The organism is Saccharibacter sp. EH611 (genome assembly GCF_009834765.1).
GTDB lineage: Bacteria > Pseudomonadota > Alphaproteobacteria > Acetobacterales > Acetobacteraceae > Saccharibacter.
Window position 1 is genome coordinate 321,552 of record NZ_WVHP01000021.1, and the last position, 19,601, is coordinate 341,152.

The 19,601-nt window shown below is 53.5% G+C and carries 18 protein-coding genes; 12 read left to right on the forward strand and 6 right to left on the reverse strand.

Annotation, left to right across the window (positions count from 1 at the left end; translation table 11 throughout):
• The first annotated feature begins 73 nt into the window (after positions 1–73).
• The 7 genes from shc to cls all read left to right on the forward strand — a co-directional run bounded on the left by shc (position 74) and on the right by cls (position 9,217).
• The gene (gene shc, locus GS535_RS06735; RefSeq protein WP_370518134.1) at positions 74–2,029 is read left to right on the forward strand and encodes a squalene--hopene cyclase; all 1,956 of its coding nucleotides are present in this window, start codon (positions 74–76) and stop codon (positions 2,027–2,029) included.
• Positions 2,029–2,679, forward strand: coding sequence for a hypothetical protein (locus GS535_RS06740; RefSeq protein ID WP_160791342.1), 651 nt, complete (start codon positions 2,029–2,031; stop codon positions 2,677–2,679). Before shc ends, GS535_RS06740 begins: the two co-directional genes overlap by 1 nt.
• Before the next feature lie 160 nt (positions 2,680–2,839).
• Complete coding sequence (gene rpsB, locus GS535_RS06745) at positions 2,840–3,625, forward strand: 30S ribosomal protein S2 (RefSeq protein WP_160791343.1); 786 nt, start codon at positions 2,840–2,842, stop codon at positions 3,623–3,625.
• 107 nt (positions 3,626–3,732) lie between these two features.
• Complete coding sequence (gene tsf / locus GS535_RS06750) at positions 3,733–4,644, forward strand: translation elongation factor Ts (RefSeq protein WP_160791344.1); 912 nt, start codon at positions 3,733–3,735, stop codon at positions 4,642–4,644.
• Positions 4,645–4,739: 95 nt separating this feature from the next.
• Positions 4,740–5,513 carry a DNA repair protein RecO gene (gene recO, locus GS535_RS06755; RefSeq protein WP_160791345.1) on the forward strand — a complete coding sequence of 258 codons (774 nt, stop codon included), beginning with the start codon at positions 4,740–4,742 and terminating at the stop codon, positions 5,511–5,513.
• Positions 5,514–5,550: 37 nt separating this feature from the next.
• A complete protein-coding gene (gene parC / locus GS535_RS06760; protein WP_160791346.1) occupies positions 5,551–7,758 on the forward strand; it encodes a DNA topoisomerase IV subunit A in 2,208 nt (735 codons plus the stop codon).
• Between the two features lie 40 nt (positions 7,759–7,798).
• Entirely contained in the window at positions 7,799–9,217 is a 1,419-nt protein-coding gene (cls, locus tag GS535_RS06765; protein ID WP_160791347.1) for a cardiolipin synthase, read from the forward strand.
• Here the strand turns inward: cls and GS535_RS06770 are convergent.
• Complete coding sequence (locus GS535_RS06770) at positions 9,214–9,858, reverse strand: endonuclease/exonuclease/phosphatase family protein (RefSeq protein ID WP_018979300.1); 645 nt, start codon at positions 9,856–9,858, stop codon at positions 9,214–9,216. The genes cls and GS535_RS06770 overlap by 4 nt on opposite strands.
• Positions 9,859–9,985: 127 nt before the next feature.
• Here GS535_RS06770 and metC point away from each other — a divergent pair, with 127 nt between their 5' ends.
• Positions 9,986–11,227: a cystathionine beta-lyase gene (gene metC / locus GS535_RS06775; protein WP_160791348.1), complete on the forward strand. Its 1,242-nt coding sequence runs from the start codon at positions 9,986–9,988 to the stop codon at positions 11,225–11,227.
• A gap of 7 nt (positions 11,228–11,234) precedes the next feature.
• On the opposite strand, the gene GS535_RS06780 is transcribed toward metC, so the two are convergent.
• From GS535_RS06780 to GS535_RS06795, 4 genes are all read right to left on the reverse strand, one after another.
• A complete protein-coding gene (locus GS535_RS06780) occupies positions 11,235–11,711 on the reverse strand; it encodes an MgtC/SapB family protein (RefSeq protein ID WP_160791349.1) in 477 nt (158 codons plus the stop codon).
• A 32-nt stretch (positions 11,712–11,743) separates the two neighbouring features.
• A complete protein-coding gene (locus tag GS535_RS06785; protein ID WP_160791350.1) occupies positions 11,744–13,246 on the reverse strand; it encodes a YifB family Mg chelatase-like AAA ATPase in 1,503 nt (500 codons plus the stop codon).
• Positions 13,247–13,277: 31 nt separating this feature from the next.
• Complete coding sequence (gene serA / locus GS535_RS06790; RefSeq protein WP_160791351.1) at positions 13,278–14,555, reverse strand: phosphoglycerate dehydrogenase; 1,278 nt, start codon at positions 14,553–14,555, stop codon at positions 13,278–13,280.
• Positions 14,556–14,639: 84 nt separating this feature from the next.
• Positions 14,640–15,431: an inositol monophosphatase family protein gene (locus GS535_RS06795; RefSeq protein ID WP_160791352.1), complete on the reverse strand. Its 792-nt coding sequence runs from the start codon at positions 15,429–15,431 to the stop codon at positions 14,640–14,642.
• A 71-nt stretch (positions 15,432–15,502) separates the two neighbouring features.
• On the opposite strand from GS535_RS06795, the gene GS535_RS06800 reads away from it, so the two are divergent.
• The 4 genes from GS535_RS06800 (at position 15,503) to smpB (ending at position 18,585) form a co-directional block, all read left to right on the forward strand.
• Positions 15,503–16,237, forward strand: a complete 735-nt coding sequence (locus tag GS535_RS06800; RefSeq protein ID WP_160791353.1) for a 3-deoxy-manno-octulosonate cytidylyltransferase — start codon at positions 15,503–15,505, stop codon at positions 16,235–16,237.
• Positions 16,234–17,073, forward strand: coding sequence for a prephenate dehydratase (locus GS535_RS06805; RefSeq protein ID WP_160791354.1), 840 nt, complete (start codon positions 16,234–16,236; stop codon positions 17,071–17,073). The genes GS535_RS06800 and GS535_RS06805 overlap by 4 nt, the downstream gene beginning before the upstream one ends.
• Before the next feature lie 105 nt (positions 17,074–17,178).
• Positions 17,179–18,078 (forward strand): 4-hydroxy-tetrahydrodipicolinate synthase, encoded by a 900-nt coding sequence (dapA, locus tag GS535_RS06810; RefSeq protein WP_160791355.1) that lies wholly within the window; start codon positions 17,179–17,181, stop codon positions 18,076–18,078.
• Between the two features lie 9 nt (positions 18,079–18,087).
• Positions 18,088–18,585 carry an SsrA-binding protein SmpB gene (gene smpB, locus GS535_RS06815; protein WP_160791356.1) on the forward strand — a complete coding sequence of 166 codons (498 nt, stop codon included), beginning with the start codon at positions 18,088–18,090 and terminating at the stop codon, positions 18,583–18,585.
• 174 nt (positions 18,586–18,759) lie between these two features.
• On the opposite strand, the gene GS535_RS11235 is transcribed toward smpB, so the two are convergent.
• Entirely contained in the window at positions 18,760–19,458 is a 699-nt protein-coding gene (locus GS535_RS11235; RefSeq protein WP_160791357.1) for a cold-shock protein, read from the reverse strand.
• Positions 19,459–19,601: the final 143 nt, after the last annotated feature.

Here is a 19,601-nt window from a genome sequence, read left to right on the forward strand (position 1 = left end):
TCTTCGTGTTTGAGAACGCGCCGATCTAAACATGTCCGTGTTGATGCGTGACTAAGGGATTAAGGAGAGTTCAGTGAGTGAGACGTCGTTCCGTCAAAAATTAGGGGCCACTGCGATTGAGCGGGCGATTGAGGGATCTCATGCTGCTCTGGGTCGCCGTCAGAATGATGATGGGCATTGGGTTTTTGAGTTGGAAGCCGATGCGACAATTCCTGCTGAATATGTGCTGCTAGAGCATTTCCTTGATCGCATTGATGCGGATAGACAACAAAAGATCGGCGTATATTTGCGTCGTATTCAAGGTGATCATGGGGGTTGGCCGCTCTATCAAGATGGCGGCTTTGATATTTCAGCGACCGTGAAAGCTTACTTTGCGCTGAAAGCGATTGGGGACGATCCTGAGGCGTTGCATATGCGCCGGGCGCGTGCGGCGATCTTGCAGCATGGTGGGGCAGAGCGGAGTAACGTTTTCACTCGCATTCAGCTTGCTCTTTTTGGTGAAGTGCCGTGGGATGCGGTGCCTGTTATGCCGGTTGAGTTGATGCTGCTTCCACGTAAAGCATTCTTCTCTGTTTGGAATATGTCTTACTGGTCACGCACGGTCATTGCACCGCTGTTGGTGTTGAGTGCGCGTAAGCCCAAGGCCATTAATCCAAAGAATGTACATGTGCAGGAGCTTTTCAAAACCCCACCAGCTCACGTGAAAGACTGGATTCGTGGGCCATACCGCTCCATTTGGGGGCGTGCGTTTAAGGGGCTTGATACGTTGCTCCGCCCGATTGTGCCGCACTTGCCTAAAGCAACGCATGAAAAGGCCATTAAAACAGCGATCTCTTTTATTGAAGAACGCCTCAGTGCTGGTGGGCTTGGGGCTATTTATCCCGCTATGGCCAATGTCGTGATGATGTATCGCACATTGGGTGTGCCCGATGATGATCCGCGGGTAGTTCAAGCATGGCAAGCGCTGCAAGATTTGATGGTGGAAAAAGACGGGGAGATCTATTGCCAACCCTGCGTGTCCCCAGTGTGGGATACAGGCCTTTCAGGTCTAGCGATGATGGAGGCGGCCTCAGGGCCCAAAGGCACAAAAACGCCTGAAACGATGAAAGGGCTTCGTAAAGCAGCAGCATGGTTGCGTGAGAGGCAGATTTTGGATGTTAAAGGTGATTGGGCGATTAATGCGCCATCTTTGCGTCCTGGTGGTTGGGCTTTCCAATATGAAAACGATTATTATCCCGATGTGGATGATACGGCTGTGGTCGGGATGCTCCTTCAGCGCATTGATCCGGAAGAAAATCACGAGGCCATTGAGCGTGCGCGTGAGTGGATTATTGGAATGCAGAGCAGCAATGGTGGCTGGGGGGCGTTCGATATTGATAATGATCTTGAAGCCCTCAACCATATTCCATTTTCCGATCACGGAGCGCTGCTAGACCCGCCAACGGCCGATGTGTCTGCACGGTGTGTGTCTTTCCTAGCCCAGCTTGGCCATCCTGAAGATCGTCCTGTGATTGAGAAGGGGTTGGCGTATCTGCGCGCAGAGCAGGAGACAAATGGAAGCTGGTTTGGACGTTGGGGAACCAACTATATTTACGGCACATGGTCTGTTTTGTGTGCGCTGAATATCGCCGGCGTGCCGCATGATGATGCGATGGTGAAGCGTGCGGTACGTTGGCTAGAAAGTGTGCAGAATCCTGATGGCGGCTGGGGTGAAGATTGCGCCAGCTATGAAGGGGCTGAGCCGGGGCGGTATAAGGAAAGCCTGCCAACGCAAACAGCTTGGGCGACGTTAGCACTTATGGCGGTCGGGCGACGTGACACAGAGGCTGTAGAGAAAGGCATGGCCTATCTTGCTCAAGCTCAGGATGAGCACGGTGAGTGGCATGAAGAGCCTTATAATGCCGTTGGTTTCCCGAAAGTCTTTTACCTGCGTTACCATGGCTATAAGCAGTTCTTCCCGCTGACAGCTTTGTCACGATATCGCAATTTGGGCACGAGCAATTCAGGTCGTGTGGAATACGGGTTCTAATGCTTGGGGTTCTGACAGGGCTTCAGCAAGAAGCTGCCCTTATCCGCCGCGTTTTCCCTCATAGCCCTGTTGAGCTGAGCTATGCGTCGGAACAAGGGGCTGTTGAAGCAATGGGGCGACTTCAAGAAGCTGGAGTCACAAAAGTCTTATCGTTTGGTTGCGCGGGAGGTCTGTCGCCTTCAGTGGAACCGGGGACGATTATTGTTGCCGATCGTGTGCATGTTGGTAGCCGGGATTACAGAACAGACGCGTCGTTGAGTGCGCTATGTGGGCGTGATGGTGATGTAGCCTTGTCGGGCGGTGTGCTTCATAGCCGTGAGATGGTCGCTCAAGCAGAGCAGAAACGTCGTTTGTATCAAGAGACGCACTGTTTAGCTGTTGATATGGAAAGTGGCGTTGTAGCCTGTTCTGGCTTGCCGTTCGCTGTGTTGCGCGTCGTCTGTGATGACGCTGCACGTGACTTACCACCAGCAGCAGGGGAGGCAATGGACAAAGGCCGCGTCAAATGCGCTGCGCTTATACGGTCTATTGTGCGCCATCCTAAGCAAATCTCCGCACTCATGAGTTTGGGGAGGGATGCATCGCGGGCGCGTCAGGCGATGGCATGCTTTTTGCACGAGCATCAAGAGAGCTTGAAGACAGCAGAATAAGCTTGTTTTTATGCTGATTTTTTCGTAAGCATGACCCAGTTTCCCTTCCGATCCGTTGGAGGGGAGTATTTCGCACGCACGGCCCGGATATCCTGGTGTCCTTTTGTAAAAGAGGGCGTTGCCGTGCGGAGGACAAACCAGAGAATAAAGGTTGCTTATTATGGCAATGCCTCAGTTCACAATGCGTCAGCTGCTCGAAGCTGGTGTGCATTTCGGTCACCACACACGCCGCTGGAACCCAGCAATGGCGCCTTACCTTTTCGGTGTGCGTAACCAAGTCCACATTATCGACCTTCAGCAGACCGTTCCTTTGCTGGATCGTGCGCTGAACCAGGTGCGTAGCACCGTTGCTTCTGGCGGTCGCGTGTTGTTCGTGGGCACAAAGCGTGCTGCTGCAGAGCATGTGGCAGAAGCAGCTCAGCGTTGCGGTCAGTACTACGTCAACCATCGTTGGCTCGGCGGTATGCTGACAAACTGGAAGACCATCACAGGCTCCATCAAGCGTCTGCGTGGCATTGATGAGATGCTCGCTGGTGATACGACCGGTCTGACAAAGAAAGAAATTCTGGACATCACCCGTGACCGTGAGAAGCTGGAACGCTCCCTCGGTGGGATCAAGGACATGGGCGGACTGCCAGACCTTCTTTTTGTGATCGACACAAACAAAGAGAAGCTGGCTGTTGAAGAAGCTAATAAGCTAGGCATTCCTGTGATTGCTGTGCTCGACAGCAACTCAGATCCAAAGGGCGTGACGTTCCCAATCCCAGGGAATGATGACGCGATCCGTGCGATCACAACCTATTGCGATCTGGTTTCTTCTGCTGTTCTGGATGGTATTTCCGCTGAACTCGCAGCATCTGGGCAGGATCTGGGTGCTTCCGAGGAAGTTCCAGTTGAAAGCCTCCCAGCTGAGGGTGATGCTGAGAAAGCTAAAGCAGAGGCGTAAAAGCCTTTCGGGCGTCTGACATGACGATGTCAGAAGGTCTGTACTATTATTGACCATGCGGTTGGGCGAAAGGCTCAACCGCATGGATTTTTTAAGGGGTGACAGAGATGGCAGAGATCACTGCAGCACTCGTGCGTGAAATGCGCGAAGCAACCGGCGCTGGCATGATGGATTGTAAAAAAGCGCTGACCGAAACCAATGGCGACAAAGAAGCCGCGATTGATTGGTTGCGTAAGAAGGGCCTGTCACAGGCTGCTAAGAAGTCCAGCCGCGTTGCCGCAGAAGGCTTGGTCGCTGTTGCAACAGCACCCAACAAAGCTGCTGTTGTTGAGGTGAATGCTGAGACAGACTTCGTGGCCCGTAACGAAGCTTTCCAGGCAGCTGTGCAGCAGATTGCTGAAGCCGCTCTGGAAGTTGGTGAAGATCTCGATGCGCTGAAGGCAGCAAAACTGCCATCAGGTCGCACGGTTGCTGATGAGTTGACCCACTTGGTTGCAACCATCGGTGAAAACATGACGCTGCGTCGTGCACGCGTGCTGACGGTTCCATCCGGTGTGGTGGCAACCTACGTTCATGGTGCCCTGCGCCCAGGCGTTGGTCGTATCGGTGTGTTGGCTGCTATTGAAGCCCCTTCTGAAACAGATGCGCTGGTGACATTGGGTCGTCAGGTTGGCATGCATGTTGCAGCAACCCGTCCGACTTCACTCGATGTTGATGGCGTGGATGCTGACGCTCTTGAGCGTGAGCGTTCTGTGCTGGTTGAGCAGGCTCGTGCTTCTGGCAAGCCTGAGAATATCATCGAGAAGATGGTCGATGGCCGCATTCGTAAGTTCTATGAAGAAGTGGTTCTTCTGGAGCAAGTCTGGGTTCATGACGGTGAAAGCCGCGTGAAGAAGGTTATCGAAAAAGCTGGTGCAAAGCTGGTGGATTTCGTGCGCTTCCATCTCGGTGAAGGTATCGAGAAGCAAGAAAGCAATTTTGCTGAGGAAGTGGCTCAGGCTTCTGGCCAAAAGAAATAAGATCTTTGATTTTATGATCTTTATGAAAAGGGCTCTCGCGTTCTGCGAGGGCCTTTTTTATTGTGACTGTTGCAAAAGAAAGGAAGGGGCTTTCTATGGTGGAGTGGGAAAATGCAGCAATCGTGTTGCGCACTGTACCTTATGGAGAGACCAGTCTTCTTGTTCATCTCCTCACTCAAGAGCATGGTGTATGGCGTGGCCTTGTGCGTGGGGGGATGTCACGCCGTCAGAGTGCGATATGGCAGGTTGGGACGATTCTTGCGGCACGATGGAAAGCGCGTCTTCCTGAAAACTTAGGTACGTTTACAGGGGAGGCGGTGCGGTCTTGCGCTGCTTCTTTGATGGAAGCCCCGCTAGGGCTTGCATTGCTGAGTAGTGCATGTGCCCTGTGCAGTGAGGCATTGGCGGAGAAAGAAGCGCATCCTGCTTTGTTTTCTGAACTTGTGCGTTTGTTAAGCGAGGTGAGCGTGTCACCTGAAGCGCCGCCTATTGCCTCTTATATACGGTGGGAAGCTTTTTTATTGCAGGCCCTAGGTTATGGTCTTGATTTAACACGCTGTGCGGTGACGGGAGAACGAGAGAAGCTCATTTATGTCTCCCCACGGACGGGGCGTGCGGTGAGTGAAAATGGCGCAGGGGAGTGGCGTGATCGTCTGCTACCGTTACCGCCTTTTTTACGCGATGACAGCGAGGGAGACCCCGTGCAGTGGTGTGAAGGGGTACGTCTGACAGGCTATTTCCTAGAACGTGCTGCTTTTGCATCTCATCACAAGCCGCTGCCATCTGCACGGGAACGGTTTGTTACCTTGTTAGAAAGGCATGAAGAGGTTACGGGAAGAGCTGGACAGACGTTACCAGAACATGGCTAATTAGGCATGTTTCCACCGACAGTAAGCAGGAGATCCTATGGCGGGCGATTTGGCCGGGCATGTGGAAGATACGAGACTAGCAGAAGCGCTCAGTGAGCGGTACATCGCTTATGCTATGTCGACCATTACATCGCGCTCTTTGCCCGATGTGCGTGATGGCTTGAAGCCTGTCCATCGACGCTTGCTCTACGCGATGCAGCAGTTGCGCTTAGACCCAACGTCTGGGTTTAAGAAATGTGCACGCGTTGTCGGTGACGTGATCGGTAAATTCCATCCCCATGGTGATGCTTCTGTTTATGATGCGCTCGTGCGTCTAGCGCAGGGGTTTGCTGTGCGTTATCCGCTGGTGGAAGGACAGGGCAATTTCGGCTCAGTCGATGGCGATGGCGCAGCGGCTATGCGGTACACTGAAAGCCGTTTGACCGAGACAGCCCGCATTATGCTAGATGGGCTGAAAGATAATGCGGTTGATTTTCGCCCAACCTATGACAATGAAGATCAAGAGCCGCTCGTTTTGCCGGGTCTGTTCCCTAATCTTCTTGCCAATGGCGCTGCGGGTATTGCTGTGGGGATGGCAACCAATATTCCCCCCCATAATGCCGCAGAGATTTACCGCGCCGCGCGTTTATTGATCGAAAAACCAGAGAGCGATACGGCTGCGTTGGTAGAATTAATGCCCGGGCCAGATTTCCCCACCGGTGGGATCTTGGTTGAGGATCGTGCAGCTGTCTTAAAAGCGTATGAGACAGGGCGTGGGAGCTTCCGCACGAGGGCACGGTGGGCGATTGAAAAAGGCCGTGCTGGAACGTGGAGCATTATTGTTACGGAAATTCCGTATCAGGTGCAGAAAAGTAAGCTCATTGAGCAGATTGCCACAGCGATGGAGCAGCGTAAATTACCGTTGCTTGCCGATGTGCGTGATGAAAGCACCACCGATATTCGGCTTGTTTTGGAGCCTAAGAGCCGTAATACAGACCCTGACGTGTTGATGGAAACGCTCTTCCGGAATACGCCGTTGGAAAATCGCTTTAGCCTAAACATGAATGTGTTAAGCCAAGGGCGTGTCCCGGGGGTACTCTCGCTTAAAAGCGTTTTGCAGGCTTGGCTTGAGCATGTGCATGAGGTGCTGATCCGTCGTTCACAGCATCGTTTGGATGCGGTGTTGAAGCGGTTGGAGATTTTAGACGGCTTTCTCAAGGTTTATCTGAACCTTGATGAAGTGATCCGCATTGTGCGCGATCATGATGAGCCGAAAATAGGTCTGATGAAAGCTTTTGACCTAAGCGAGTTGCAAGCTGAGTATGTGCTCAATATGCGCTTGCGTTCCTTGCGCCGGTTGGAAGAGATGGAAATTCGGCGCGAGCGTGATGGGCTTGGTAAAGAGCAAGCATCGCTGGAGCGCCTTCTTGGCTCGGAAAAGAGGCGTTGGAAGCGTATCAGTGATGATCTGACACGTATGGAAGCGACATTTAGTGAGGGGCCTTATAGTGCGCGACGCACGACGATTGCGGATGCACCAGTGGCGGTCGATACGTCAGCAGCTCTGGAGGTAGAGCGTGAGCCGCTGACAGTGCTGCTGTCTCGTAAAGGATGGATCAGGGCCATGAAGGGGCATGGGCTTGATCCGGCGGGGCTGCGCTTTAAAGAAGGCGATGGGGCAGACTTCATTGTAGAGTGCCAAAGCACGGATCGTTTATGCCTTATGGCCAGCGGGGGACGAGCTTTTACGTTGAAAGTGGCCGATTTGCCGCGTGGACGTGGATTTGGCCAACCTGTACGCACTCTTGCTGACCTTACGCAGGAGGATAATCCAGTCGCATTGTTTGCAGCTGGAGATGAAACTGGGCGGTGTTTTTTGGTAAATTCAGCCGGGCGCGGGATGATCGTCCCTGTAAAGAGCTTGCTGGCCGAAAAACGTACGGGACGGCAAGTCTTTAACCTTAAAGACGGAGAGCAGGTCAGCTTCTGCATACCAGCGCTTGGGACGCATGTTCTATGCCTCACCGCCCATAAACGTGCGTTGGTTTTCCCGCTGGATCAGGTCAGTGAGGTTAATCGTGGGAGCGGTGTTGTGCTCCAAAAACTGAGCGGAAGTACGCTCAAACAGGTACGTCTCTTTACCTTAGAGGAGGGGCTTGTTTGGCGTGAGGGACAGCGTAAGCGCTCACCAACAGACCTTGAGCCGTTAATGGCCCGTCGCGGAACAACGGGGCGTGTTGCTCCACAATGGATGCTGCGTAAGTAAGGCGGTTGACCGGTATTATTGAGACAATAAGGGGAGCTACATGCACCATTTATTCTCGTGGGCCTTTCTTCTTGGGGCCGTGCATGTTGCGCTCTCGATTACGGTTACGCTGCATGTTCTCCTGACCAAACGTGATACGGCTGCGGCAACGGGATGGATCGGTATCTGTTGGTTCATGCCCTATATGGGTACGCTGCTTTATTGGCTATTGGGCATTAACCGTGTTCACCGGCGCGCACGGCAGCTCATGGATGATGAGACGCAGGAGTTCTCGGGGAGACTCATGCAGTTCCACCATGAAGGGCAGGTGAACTTTAAGCCGCTCGTCCGTATGCTGGATCGTCTAACAGAGCAACCTTTACTGCGCGGGAATAAGGTGAGCTGTCTTCATGATGGAGACGAAGTTTATCCCTTGATGTTGCAGGCGATTCATCACGCGAAGCACTCCGTGCTGCTCTGCTCGTATATCTTTCGGGATGATGCGATAGGCGAACGCTTCGCGGCGGCTTTAATAGAGGCCCATCGTCGTGGGGTTGAAGTCCGTGTTTTGGTTGATGGTGTCGGGAGTGGGTATCTCGTCAGTAAGATCTATAATCGCCTCCGTCGCAATGATGTGCCTTGCGCGCGGTTTATGCATTCATTTTGGCCATGGCGCACGCCATTTATCAATTTACGCAATCACCGCAAGATTTTAGTGGTTGATGGACAAATTGGCTTTATGGGAGGGCTTAATATTGGGGAGGAAAATCTCCTCAAACAAAAGCCAGGCCATCGTATTCCTGTCTCCGATACACATTTCCGTCTTTCAGGCCCTGTCGTCTCTCAACTGACAGAGACGTTTGCGCGGGATTGGTCGTTCACGACGGATGAAGACCTTAAGGGCCGTTGTTATTTCCCTGAGCCGGTTGTTGAGGGAGATGTTCCGATCCGTGTGGTGACATCAGGCCCTGATAATGATGATGAAAAGATCGAATATACGATCCTACAAGCGATTATTCTCGCGCGACATCATGTATGTTTCATGACGCCTTATTTTGTTCCCGACAGCCGTTTTACAATGGAACTTGGCTTAGCAGCTCTACGCGGTGTGCGGGTGGATATCGTTGTACCGCGTCGTAGTAACCATCCCCCGATTGATCATGCACGTGACGCAGGGTTGCAACGCCTCGTTGAAGTTGGATGTCATGTATGGATGGGTGAGCCGCCCTTTAACCACTCCAAGCTGATGACGGTAGATGGGCAATGGAGCTTCGTTGGGAGTGCGAATCTCGATCGACGTTCTCTACGCTTGAACTTTGAGATCAATGTTGAGGTGCATGACCCTCAAACAGCCCAGTATCTTGAAGCGTTCATGGAGCAACACCACCATCATCGCGTTACATTGGATGAAATTGTCGCATGGCCTTTATGGAAGCGCTTGCGCGATGCGGCGTTGCGGCTCTTTTTGCCTTATCTCTAAAGAATGGGAATGGGCGAGAGATGAACAGAAATAGGGTGGTGATCAGAGCCGAAGCGGGGATAGGCACGCGTTTTTAATGGTGTAAAGCCGCGCACTAGGCAGCGATCTAGTCGGAACGGGACATAATTGAGCATATGATGAGTGGTTTCGCGCGGGCCGACATCATGAAAGGTCGGTAAAAGCGCCGGCCCAACAATGTTAAAGTCCCCCATAATGACGGCGCGGTGGTGTTGATGGTCACCAATAAGGCGGAGTTGCCGGCGGTTGAGAAGCTGCCCGTGGGAAAGATGAACATTTGCTATAGAGAAGGGGCCAAAACGGCCTTCAAATGTCATAAGCTGTGCTGAGCGTTGGATAATCAAACCCGGAGGAAGCGGATAGAGTTGTGGTGCCGTTGAGAAAGGCAGGCGACTCCAACATGCCGTACCGTGGACTCGTCCGGGGAGAGCCACTCGAGAATAATAACCCCCGACGAGGTCAGGCAGTCGATCCATCAATACGCGGGCTTCTTGCATCAATAAAATATCAGGCTGTGTCATGCGTAGAAGAAGGCGAATATCTTCCAGTGTAGCGCCATCTTCATGAAAAAGATTCCAGCTCACAAGACGTAATGACGGTGATAAATCAGGAAGAGCGTTCATAGAGTGATTAATGGCCTGTTGCGGGAATAAGAACGATAGCTTATCGGAAAATATGGGCCGTTTCTCAAAGAAGCGCAAAGAAAAAGTCCACTTATACTGATGACCAGCACGAAAGGGTTCTTTGTTTATGGCGCAAGAAGAAGGCCGCACCGGTGCGCAACACAACGCCCTCTCGCATACTATTGGGGCTGGTTGGCGTGAATTGGCGACATTTTTAACCCATACAGCACGGCCAGAGCCGACAGCTGAGGGGCGGTTTGTTAATTATGGGGTGGAACGCGGTTCGACCGTTTTATTTCCAACTATTGCCGACCTCAATAATGACGGAGACAAAGCGCATAACCATCAGCTTGTTTATGGTGCGATGGGAAACCCCATTCAGCATGAGCTTGAAAAGCTGCTCGCTGAGCTTGAAGGGGGCACGCATACACAGGTTGTGGGGTCAGGGCTTGCGGCGTGCACGGTGCCTCTGCTTGCGTTTTTAAACGCTGGGGATCATTTACTCCTTCCAGATTCGGTATATGGGCCGACGCGGCGCTTTGCCCGGCGCTTTTTAACACGTTTTGGGATTGAGACGACGTTCTATCCGCCCATGGCTGATGAACAAACGTTACAAAGGCTGGTAACGTCCAAGACAGCGATTATTTTTGCGGAAAGCCCCGGCAGCCATACGTTTGAGGTTCAGGATATTCCGATGATTGCGCGGGTTGCCCACGCGCATGGGGCTCGTCTTTTGTTGGATAATACGTGGGGGATTGGGGCCTTTAAGCCATTTGAGCATGGTGTGGATGTGTCTATTCAGGCGCTGACGAAATATCCGTCTGGTCATTCCGACGTCATTATCGGAGCCGTGACGGTGGCGAAGGAGGACGACTGGCTGCCATTGCGCAATGCTGCGATTGAAATGGGCGAATGTGCGAGTAGTGATGATTGCTGGCTCACCTTACGGGGTTTACGCACGATGGCGCTGCGGTTGGAGCGGCAAGCAGTCTCTGCTTTAGAGGTGGCGCATTGGTTTAAAAACCGGCCTGAAGTGGTGCGTGTGCGCCATCCTGCTTTCCCTGAATGTCCCGGTCATGAATTTTGGAAGCGTGACTTCACGGGGGCGAGCGGATTGTTCGGTGTTGAGTTGCGCTCTGACATCACCGTGGAGGCGATGCAGCGGATGATGGATGGTCTGACCTTGTTTGGTATTGGTGCGAGCTGGGGCGGCTATGAAAGCTTGATCCTCCCAACAACGGGCGGGGTGACGCGCAATGGCACGGGCGGCCTGCCACAGGGCGCGGCCTTCCGTATTCATATTGGGTTGGAAAATGTTGCTGACTTAACGCGTGATCTTGAGCAGGCATTCCATCACCTCACAACGTAACAGAGCGTCATTCGCTTTCGTCTTGTGCATTGGCCGAGGCAGCAGGAGCATGTTTGTTGACCCAACGCACGACGTAACGGAGCAATGTGTTCGCTAACAAGATAAAGACGGTCAGCAGGGCGGCTTCGGCAATCATGTCGGAGCCGGCGCAGGCGCCAATGGCGGCAGAGCACCAGAGCGTTGCCGCCGTATTAAGCCCGCTGATTGTGCCGCCATCTTTCATAATAACACCAGCGCCTAAAAAGCCGACGCCTGAAACAACGTAAGAAATCACCCGTATGGCCGAGTTAGCATCCCCCAGATGCTGGGCAAGATCAACAAAAGCAGAGGCTCCAAGGGCAACGAGAGCATGGGTGCGAAGGCCAGCCGTGCGTTGGCGTAGTTGGCGCTCGACGCCAATAAGTGCACCAAAGGTGAACGCTGAGAAGTAACTTCCAAACGTATCAAGAAAAGATTGCGGGTCGAATGTATGGGTAAAATGCATAGGCAGAGCATCCCCAGCGTCGTTGCTGTGTTTTAGAGCCGGTAGCTAAGAGCCTCGGCTGCGTGATGACGTTGCACCGTCTCGCTGCCTTCTAAATCAGCAATAGTGCGTGACACACGGAGAAGACGAATCATTCCACGGTTGGATAACCGTAAACGGGTTGCCGCTTGTTCCGTCAATGACAAAGCGTCTTCATCAATAGAAAAATCTTCCGGTGCGGCCTGAGCGTTACAGCACTCTTGACGCTTGAGCTGACGGGCGCGTGCTTGTGTTACGCGTGCACGCACAACCTCACTTGGTTCTCCCTTGGGGGAACGATTCAGTTCAATCGGTGAGAGAGGGGTGATCTCAACACGGAGGTCGATACGGTCAAGCATAGGGCCGGAGATACGGGCGGTATAATCATCCGCGCAGCGTGGTGCTTTACGGCAGGCGCGCTCTGAATCACCTAGATAGCCGCATTTGCACGGGTTCATTGCCGCAATAAACTGGAACCGTGCTGGATATTGTGTGTGATGGGCAGCCCGTGAAATCGTAATCTGCCCCGTTTCTAATGGTTGGCGAAGTGATTCGAGACATGAGCGTGAAAATTCGGGGAGTTCGTCTAGGAAGAGAACCCCATGATGGGCAAGGCTGATTTCTCCGGGACGGGCTTTCTGCCCACCACCCACTAAGGCGGGAAGGCTCGCACTATGGTGCGGTGCGCGATAAGGCGGTCGAGAGATGAGCCGCCCATTATGGAGGAAGCCGCTAATGCTATGAATTTGGCTGGCTTCAAGCATTTCCCGATGTGTAAGGTCAGGAAGAATGCTGGGCAATCGGCTCGCGAGCATGGACTTCCCCGCACCCGGTGGCCCGCTCATGAGAAGAGAGTGCCCGCCAGCGGCGACGATCTCAAGGACACGCCGTCCGGTTTCCATCCCTTTAATATCAATGAGGTCAGGCCCGTAATCGGGCTCATGCACGACAGGGTCAGCAATAGGGGTAAGGACTTGCTCGCCTCGGCAATGAGCGATCAGAGCGCTGAGGGAGGGTGGCGTGATGATATCAATATCAGGGTGCCCCCATCGAGCTTCCGCCCCCTGTGTGGGCGGGCAGATGAGGCCCAGTTCCATGGAGGCTGCCGTAATGGCGGCGCAAAGAGCGCCATGTGTGGCATTGATCTTCCCATCAAGAGAGACTTCACCAATGGCAGCATAGTGAGCAACGCTATCAATAGAGAGCACCCCCATCGCGACGAGGAGGCCGATCGCAATAGGAAGGTCAAAATGTGCGCCTTCCTTGGGAAGGTCAGCAGGGGTTAGATTAACCAAGATCCGCTTTGGCGGAAGGGCAAGGCCCATAGAGGAAAGAGCGGCACGCACACGTTCGCGGGCCTCTCCAACCGCTTTATCGGCCATGCCGACGACTAAAAAGGAGGGTAACCCGCTAGCGACATGAACCTCTACGGTCACCGGAACCGCATCAATCCCGACAAAAGCAAAGCTTTGAATACGAGCAAGTTGAGGGGCGGTGGGCGGCGGCGATGCGGTCATGTGTCTGCGGGTCTCCTTATGTCGTGAATGTTCAGCCCTGTTGGGAGACGGGGTTGATCAAGCGGGCACGCAGAGTACCCTCTAAGGAACGCAGCTTGGTGAGGAGTTCGCTTTCAAGTGCGCTCACATCCCTGCCTTCATGGGGCTCAGCCTCGGCGACGACATAGCCGAGCTCACCATCCGTTTGTAGGAATTGAGCGGTGAGGTTGCAGTCAGCTTCCGCGAAAATATCGTTGATCTGCCGCAAGAGGCCCGGACGGTTTTCATGCACATGCATAAAACGCATCCCGCCGGGACGTTCGGCAAGCTGAACTTGTGGGAAGTTGACAGCACCAATCGTGGAGCCAATGTCGGAATATTCCACAAATTTTGTCGCAACTTCGACACCGATACGTTCTTGAGCCTCCATGGTGGAGCCCCCGATATGTGGGGTCAGCAGAACATTTTCGAGGCCTTGAAGAGGTGTGGAGAAGCGTTCTTGTGCGCTTTTTGGCTCAACCGGGAAGACGTCAACAGCGGCTCCCATAAGGTGACCATCTTTCAAAGCGCCCGCCAGAGCATCAAGATCCACCACGGTGCCACGAGCGTTGTTGAGGAAGATAGAGTTCGGCTTCATAGCGCGAATTTCAGCTTCCCCGATCATGTTCTTCGTGTCTGGTGTTTCTGGTACATGCAACGTCACGATGTCTGATTTCGACAAAAGCTCTTCAAGGCTTCCGACAGCAATGGCGTTGCCGTGTGGAAGGCGCGGCGCGATGTCATAGTACAGCACGGTGAGCCCGAAGGATTCAGCCAGCACAGAAAGCTGAGAGCCGATGGAGCCATAGCCAACGATACCAATCGTCTTTCCACGTACTTCCCAAGCGTTAATGGCTGATTTTTCCCAGCCGCCTTGATGGCAGGCATCAGAACGCGACGGAATGCGGCGAAGCAGCATCACAATCTCGCCCATGACGAGTTCAGCGACTGAACGTGTGTTGCTAAAGGGCGCATTAAAGACGGGGATCCCCGCCATACGGGCAGCGTCCAGATCGACTTGATTGGTGCCGATACAAAAGCAGCCAATCGTCATCAAACGATTAGCCGAATTGATAATGTCGGCTGTGAGGCGCGTGCGGCTACGAATGCCCACCATATGCACGCCTTGCAGAGCTTCTTTAAGGGCGTCCCCCTCAAGAGCCCCTTTGAGGCGTGTGACCTGAGCATAACCGTGGCGCTCAAGATAATTCACAGCGCTGTCATGGATGCCTTCGAGCAGCAGAATGCGGATTTTGTTTTTAGGGAGAGAAAGCCGGTGGGAAGAGCTCATAGCGCGTATCCTTATCAGGGCCCGAAAGCCCGTCTAGGTCTGAAGAGAGGGTTTCTTTGTAAAGCTGTAACGAATTTAGAAGGTTCAGGAAAGGGTTTGAACGACTTTAGAAAGAAGAGCAGGATTGCTACAGGCAAGGACGGAGCCGTCTCCGTCAAGGCAAAGTGGGTTTCCATGCCAGTCCGTGATGCTTCCACCTGCTCCCTGAACGACGGGAACAAGGGCGGCCCAATCCCACGGTTTCATCGTATCTTCTGTGATGAGGTCAATGCTGCCCAGTGTGAGTAGGCCGAAAGCATAGGCGTCTCCCCCCCAAGAAGTGCGGCGTGTAGCCTGTTGGAGACGCTCGAAAGCTGGGCGCATGGTAGGGCGTATGATCTCGGGAGCTGTGCATGACAGCTCCGCTTCCGAGAGGGAGAGGCAGGCGCGTGGATTAATTTTTCCGGGGAGGCGTGCGCTATGGTAGCGCGTTTCCTGCCCTTTTACCCCGATCCAGCGTTCTTCTGTCGCGGGCTGGTCAATCACACCGAGAACAGGTTTCCCCCGATAGAGCAAGGCGATGAGTGTGCAGAATGTCGGACGCCCTGTTACAAAAGCACGCGTGCCATCAATCGGGTCGAGCACCCAGAGCCATTCATCATTAAGGGTGCCATTTTGCCCGCCTTCTTCACCTAAAATGCTGTGCTGTGGGAAATGCTCGTTCAAAAGAGCTCGCATTTTTTCTTCTGCCTGTTGATCCGCTAAGGTGACAGGGCTGTCATCCCCCTTAGAATCGACATTAAGGGGGGAACGGAAATAGGGCATAATGGTCTGGCGGGCGAGATCGGCACAGCGTTCAGCGATGGTGAGGTAATGAGCGAGGGAAGATTGGGTCATGGCGTGGGAATCTCATCCTTTTTACAAGCGCTGAATTGACGTTCTGTTAGAGGAACGGCATCAAGAAAGCTATGCGTCCTATTATTGTTATCCCCTCCAGACTTGCCTCCACGCGCCTTCCGCGCAAGGCCCTTGCTGATATTGCTGGGCGTCCTATGATCGTTAGAGTGGTCGAGCAGGCCTTGAAAGCCCGTCTCGGCCCTGTTGTGGTGGCCGCAGGTGACACAGAGATTGCCGAGGCCGTAGCCCCCATGGAGGGCGTGCGCGTTGTGCTGACAGACCCTGACCTCCCCAGTGGCTCAGACAGGGTGCAGGCAGCGTTAGAGCAGGTAGATCCGCAGGGTGACTATAACGTGGTGATCAACCTCCAAGGGGATTTGCCTCTCATTCGGAGGGGGGATTTAAGCGCTGTTTTACGCCCTCTTGCTGATAGCCGTGTCTATGATTTAGCGACATTGGTCACGTTGATTGATACCGAGCGTGAGCGTTCTGTCGAATCGGTGGTGAAAGCAGTTTGCGCTTTTGGAGACGAGCAGAAGAGTGCGCGGGCGCTCTATTTTTCACGCCATGCTGTGCCGTGGGGAGAAGGCCCTTTATGGCATCACGTAGGGATTTATGCGTGGCGGAGAGAAGCATTAGCGCGTTTTGTCTCCCTCCCTCCCTCTCTGTTAGAACAGCGTGAGAGACTGGAACAGTTGCGTGCACTGGAAGCAGGGATGGCGATTGGCTGTAGCCGAATCGCTCATGCTCCGCTTGGAGTAGATACGTTAGAAGACCTCGAACAAGTAAGGGCAATAGTAGCATGAGTGTGATCGCGTTTCAGGGAAGGCCGGGGGCGTATTCAGACCTTGCATGCCGTATCGTGCGCCCCGGCTGGGAGACCTATCCATGCCGCAGCTTTGCGGATGCGATTGATGCTGTCCAGAAAGGGAAGGCTGACGAGGCGTTATTGCCGTGTGAGAATTCGCTTGCGGGGCGGGTTGCGGAAATTCATGCGCTTTTGCCCCAGTCAGGGTTAAAAATCATTGGCGAACATTTCCAGCGGATTGAGCATTGCTTGCTTGGTGTTAAAGGAGCGACCCTTGAGACGATCAAGCGGGTTCATACACACCCGGTAGCGATGGCTCAGGTGCGTTCGTTGTTGGCGACGCATCATTTTGATGCGGTGACGGAGTTTGACACGGCCGGCGCGGCGGAAATGGTGGCGCGCTGGGGACGGCCTGAAGAGGCTGCGGTTGCGTCATCCTTGGCTGGTGAGCTGAACGGCCTTGAGGTGTTGGCGCGTAATGTGGAAGATGCAGCCCATAATACGACCCGCTTTTATCGGGTCACACGCCAAGAAACTCCAGATGATGAGGTGCCCTCAGAAGCGGCAATGACAACCTTGTTGGTGAAGGTAACCAATAAACCTGGAGCACTTTATGGTGTTTTAGGGTGTTTTGCGCGCTATGGGGTCAACATGACACGCATTGAGAGCTATATGTTAGAGGGTTCTTTTGCAGCGTCGCAGTTTTTGGTGGATGTCGAAGGGCATCCTCAGGCGCAAGCGCTTAAAAATGCATTGGGAGCTCTCGTTGCCGAGCATTATGAGAGCCGGATACTCGGTGTCTATCGACGCAGTGAGTTTCGTGAGGCCATGTAAACGATAAAATGCTCTCTCTTTCGTGGGAGGAGCATCTATAATAGGTAGAGCGGTTTCAGTCTTAATGAGACCAGAAAGAACAGAGAGATTGGGCGGAGAGAAGAGATGGCGGACATCATCAATAACGAGTATCGTGGTTCACTAACGGCTCTCGTAACACCGATGAAAACGGATGGCAGCTTGGATGAGCACGCTGCGACGAGTTTGATTGAACGCCAGATTTTGGCGGGAACAACGGGTCTGATTCCTTCAGGGACGACAGGTGAAAGCCCGACGTTAACCCATAAAGAACATCTTGATGTGGTTGAGCACTGCGTCAAAGTGGCCAAAGGCCGTGCCAAAGTGATGGCAGGTGCTGGTTCTAATAGTACGCGTGAAGCTGTAGAGATGGCGCGTCATGCAGAATCCGTTGGGGCTGATTCTATTCTCGTTGTCGTGCCATACTATAATAAGCCGACACAAGAGGGGTTGTATCGCCATTTCATGACGGTTGCGGATGCGACCTCTCTTCCATTGTGGCTTTATTGCATCCCGGGCCGCTCTGTTGTGGACTTGACCCCAGAGACCGTGGGGCGGCTTGCAAAGCACCCGAATATTGTGGGCACAAAAGACGCGACAGCGAACCTTGACCGTCCGATCGAAGTGCGTCGTTTGGCGGGAGCTGAATTCAACCAGCTTTCGGGTGAAGACGGCACCGTGCTTTCCTTCCTCGGGGCTGGTGGGCATGGCTGCATTAGTGTGACCTCCAATGTGGTGCCAGAGCTCTGCACGCAGATGCATCGTTTGTGGCAGGAAGGGAAGGTGCAGGAGGCTATTGCCCTGCAAGATCGCCTTGCACCATTGCATGATGCGCTGTTTGCAGAGAGTAGCCCCGCACCGGTGAAATACGCGCTGTCTCGTTTAGGACACTGCCAGCCAACGTTGCGCTTACCGTTGGTGGAACCACGTGAAGAAACGAAACAACAGGTGGACGCAGCGCTCAGATCGCTGGGTCTTTTAGACTAAGAAAGCATTATGGCAGCCAAGAAAAAAAACAAAACCGGTTTGATCTCGCATGGGATCGCCGCCCAAAATCGGAAAGGTCGCTTTAACTACACGATTAAGGAAACAGTTGAAGCAGGCCTCGTCCTGAAGGGAGCGGAGGTGAAGAGCCTTCGCTTGGGGCGTGCCGCCCTGACAGAAGCGTATGCGATTGAGCGCGATGGTGAGCTGTGGCTGATTAATTCTTATATTCCGGAATATCAGGGGGGCGTACTGTCGCGTTTTGATACGCGTGCACCTCGTAAGCTTCTGCTCCATCGTAAGCAGGTGAGGCATTTTATCGGGGCGATTACCCGTTCAGGGGCGACATTGGTGCCGCTCGATATTCACTTTAACGCACGTGGTGTGGCGAAAGTGACGATCGGTTTGGGGCTCGGGCGTAAGAAAGAAGATAAGCGCCGGGCTATTGCTGATAGGGACTGGCAGCGCGATAAGGCGCGGCTACTACGCAATAAGGGTGGAGATTACTAAGCGCTTGCTGCTGCAGCGCTAAATAGGGAGGAGAGGCTTTTCTCCTTCCTCTCTAACCTTACTAGAGGCTTAGCGGAAGCTCAGTCGTTTCCGGCGCCTTTAGAGATAGTTTTTCGTGATTTTGATAAAAAAAGGGCCCCACCGTCTTTATGACGAGGGGCCCTTTTTTAGGTCTCAGTCAGAGGTAAGCTGAACAGCTTCCGGCCCTTTACGGCCCTGAATGACCTTCATATTGGTGGCTTGGCCATCCATCAGTGTTTCAAGGCCAGAGCGGCCGAGCGCTGATGCGTGAACAAAGATGTCCTTGCCGCCATCGTCTGGTGTAATGAAGCCAAAGCCTTTGGTTGCATTATACCATTTCACAGTTCCACGTACATCTTCAGCAGAAGACATGTCAGGTGCTGGTGAAAAACGTGGCTGTTGCGGACGTGGAGGGCGTTGCGGAGCAAAACCTTCAGGTTCAGCCGTGCTTGCGTCAAGCGAGACGATCTCTGCAACCTGACGTCCTTTAGGGCCCTGACCAATGCGAACAACCAATGTTGTGCCTGGGGCTGGGTCTGCGTGGCCAGCGTCGTTTAACGTGTTTGCGTGAAGGAAGACATCACCGCTACCATCGCTCAAGCCAACAAAGCCGAAGCCACGTTCTGTGTTGAACCATTTAACAGTGGCGCTGATTTCAGGGCCTGTCGCGGCGACTTGTGGGCCACCACGGCCACCACCAGAGCGGCGTGGTCCGCCGCCAAATCCGCCGCCACCACGAGGGGCGCCGAAGCCACTATTATCATCGAAGTAGGAAGGTTGACTGCCAAAGTCGCGGTCAAATCCGCCGCGGCGTGAGGAGAATGAGCTGCGGTCGGTTCTATTATTTCTCAACGGTCTCGTCCCGGAATACTGGGTCAAATAGAAGGGCGCGGCGCTATGCCACGACCTCCGGGTCTGTAATGGCCCTTGCCATGATGGCGAAGGGCTCAAGGAAGACGCTACACGACTTCATTTAAAACTTCTAGAAGAAAATA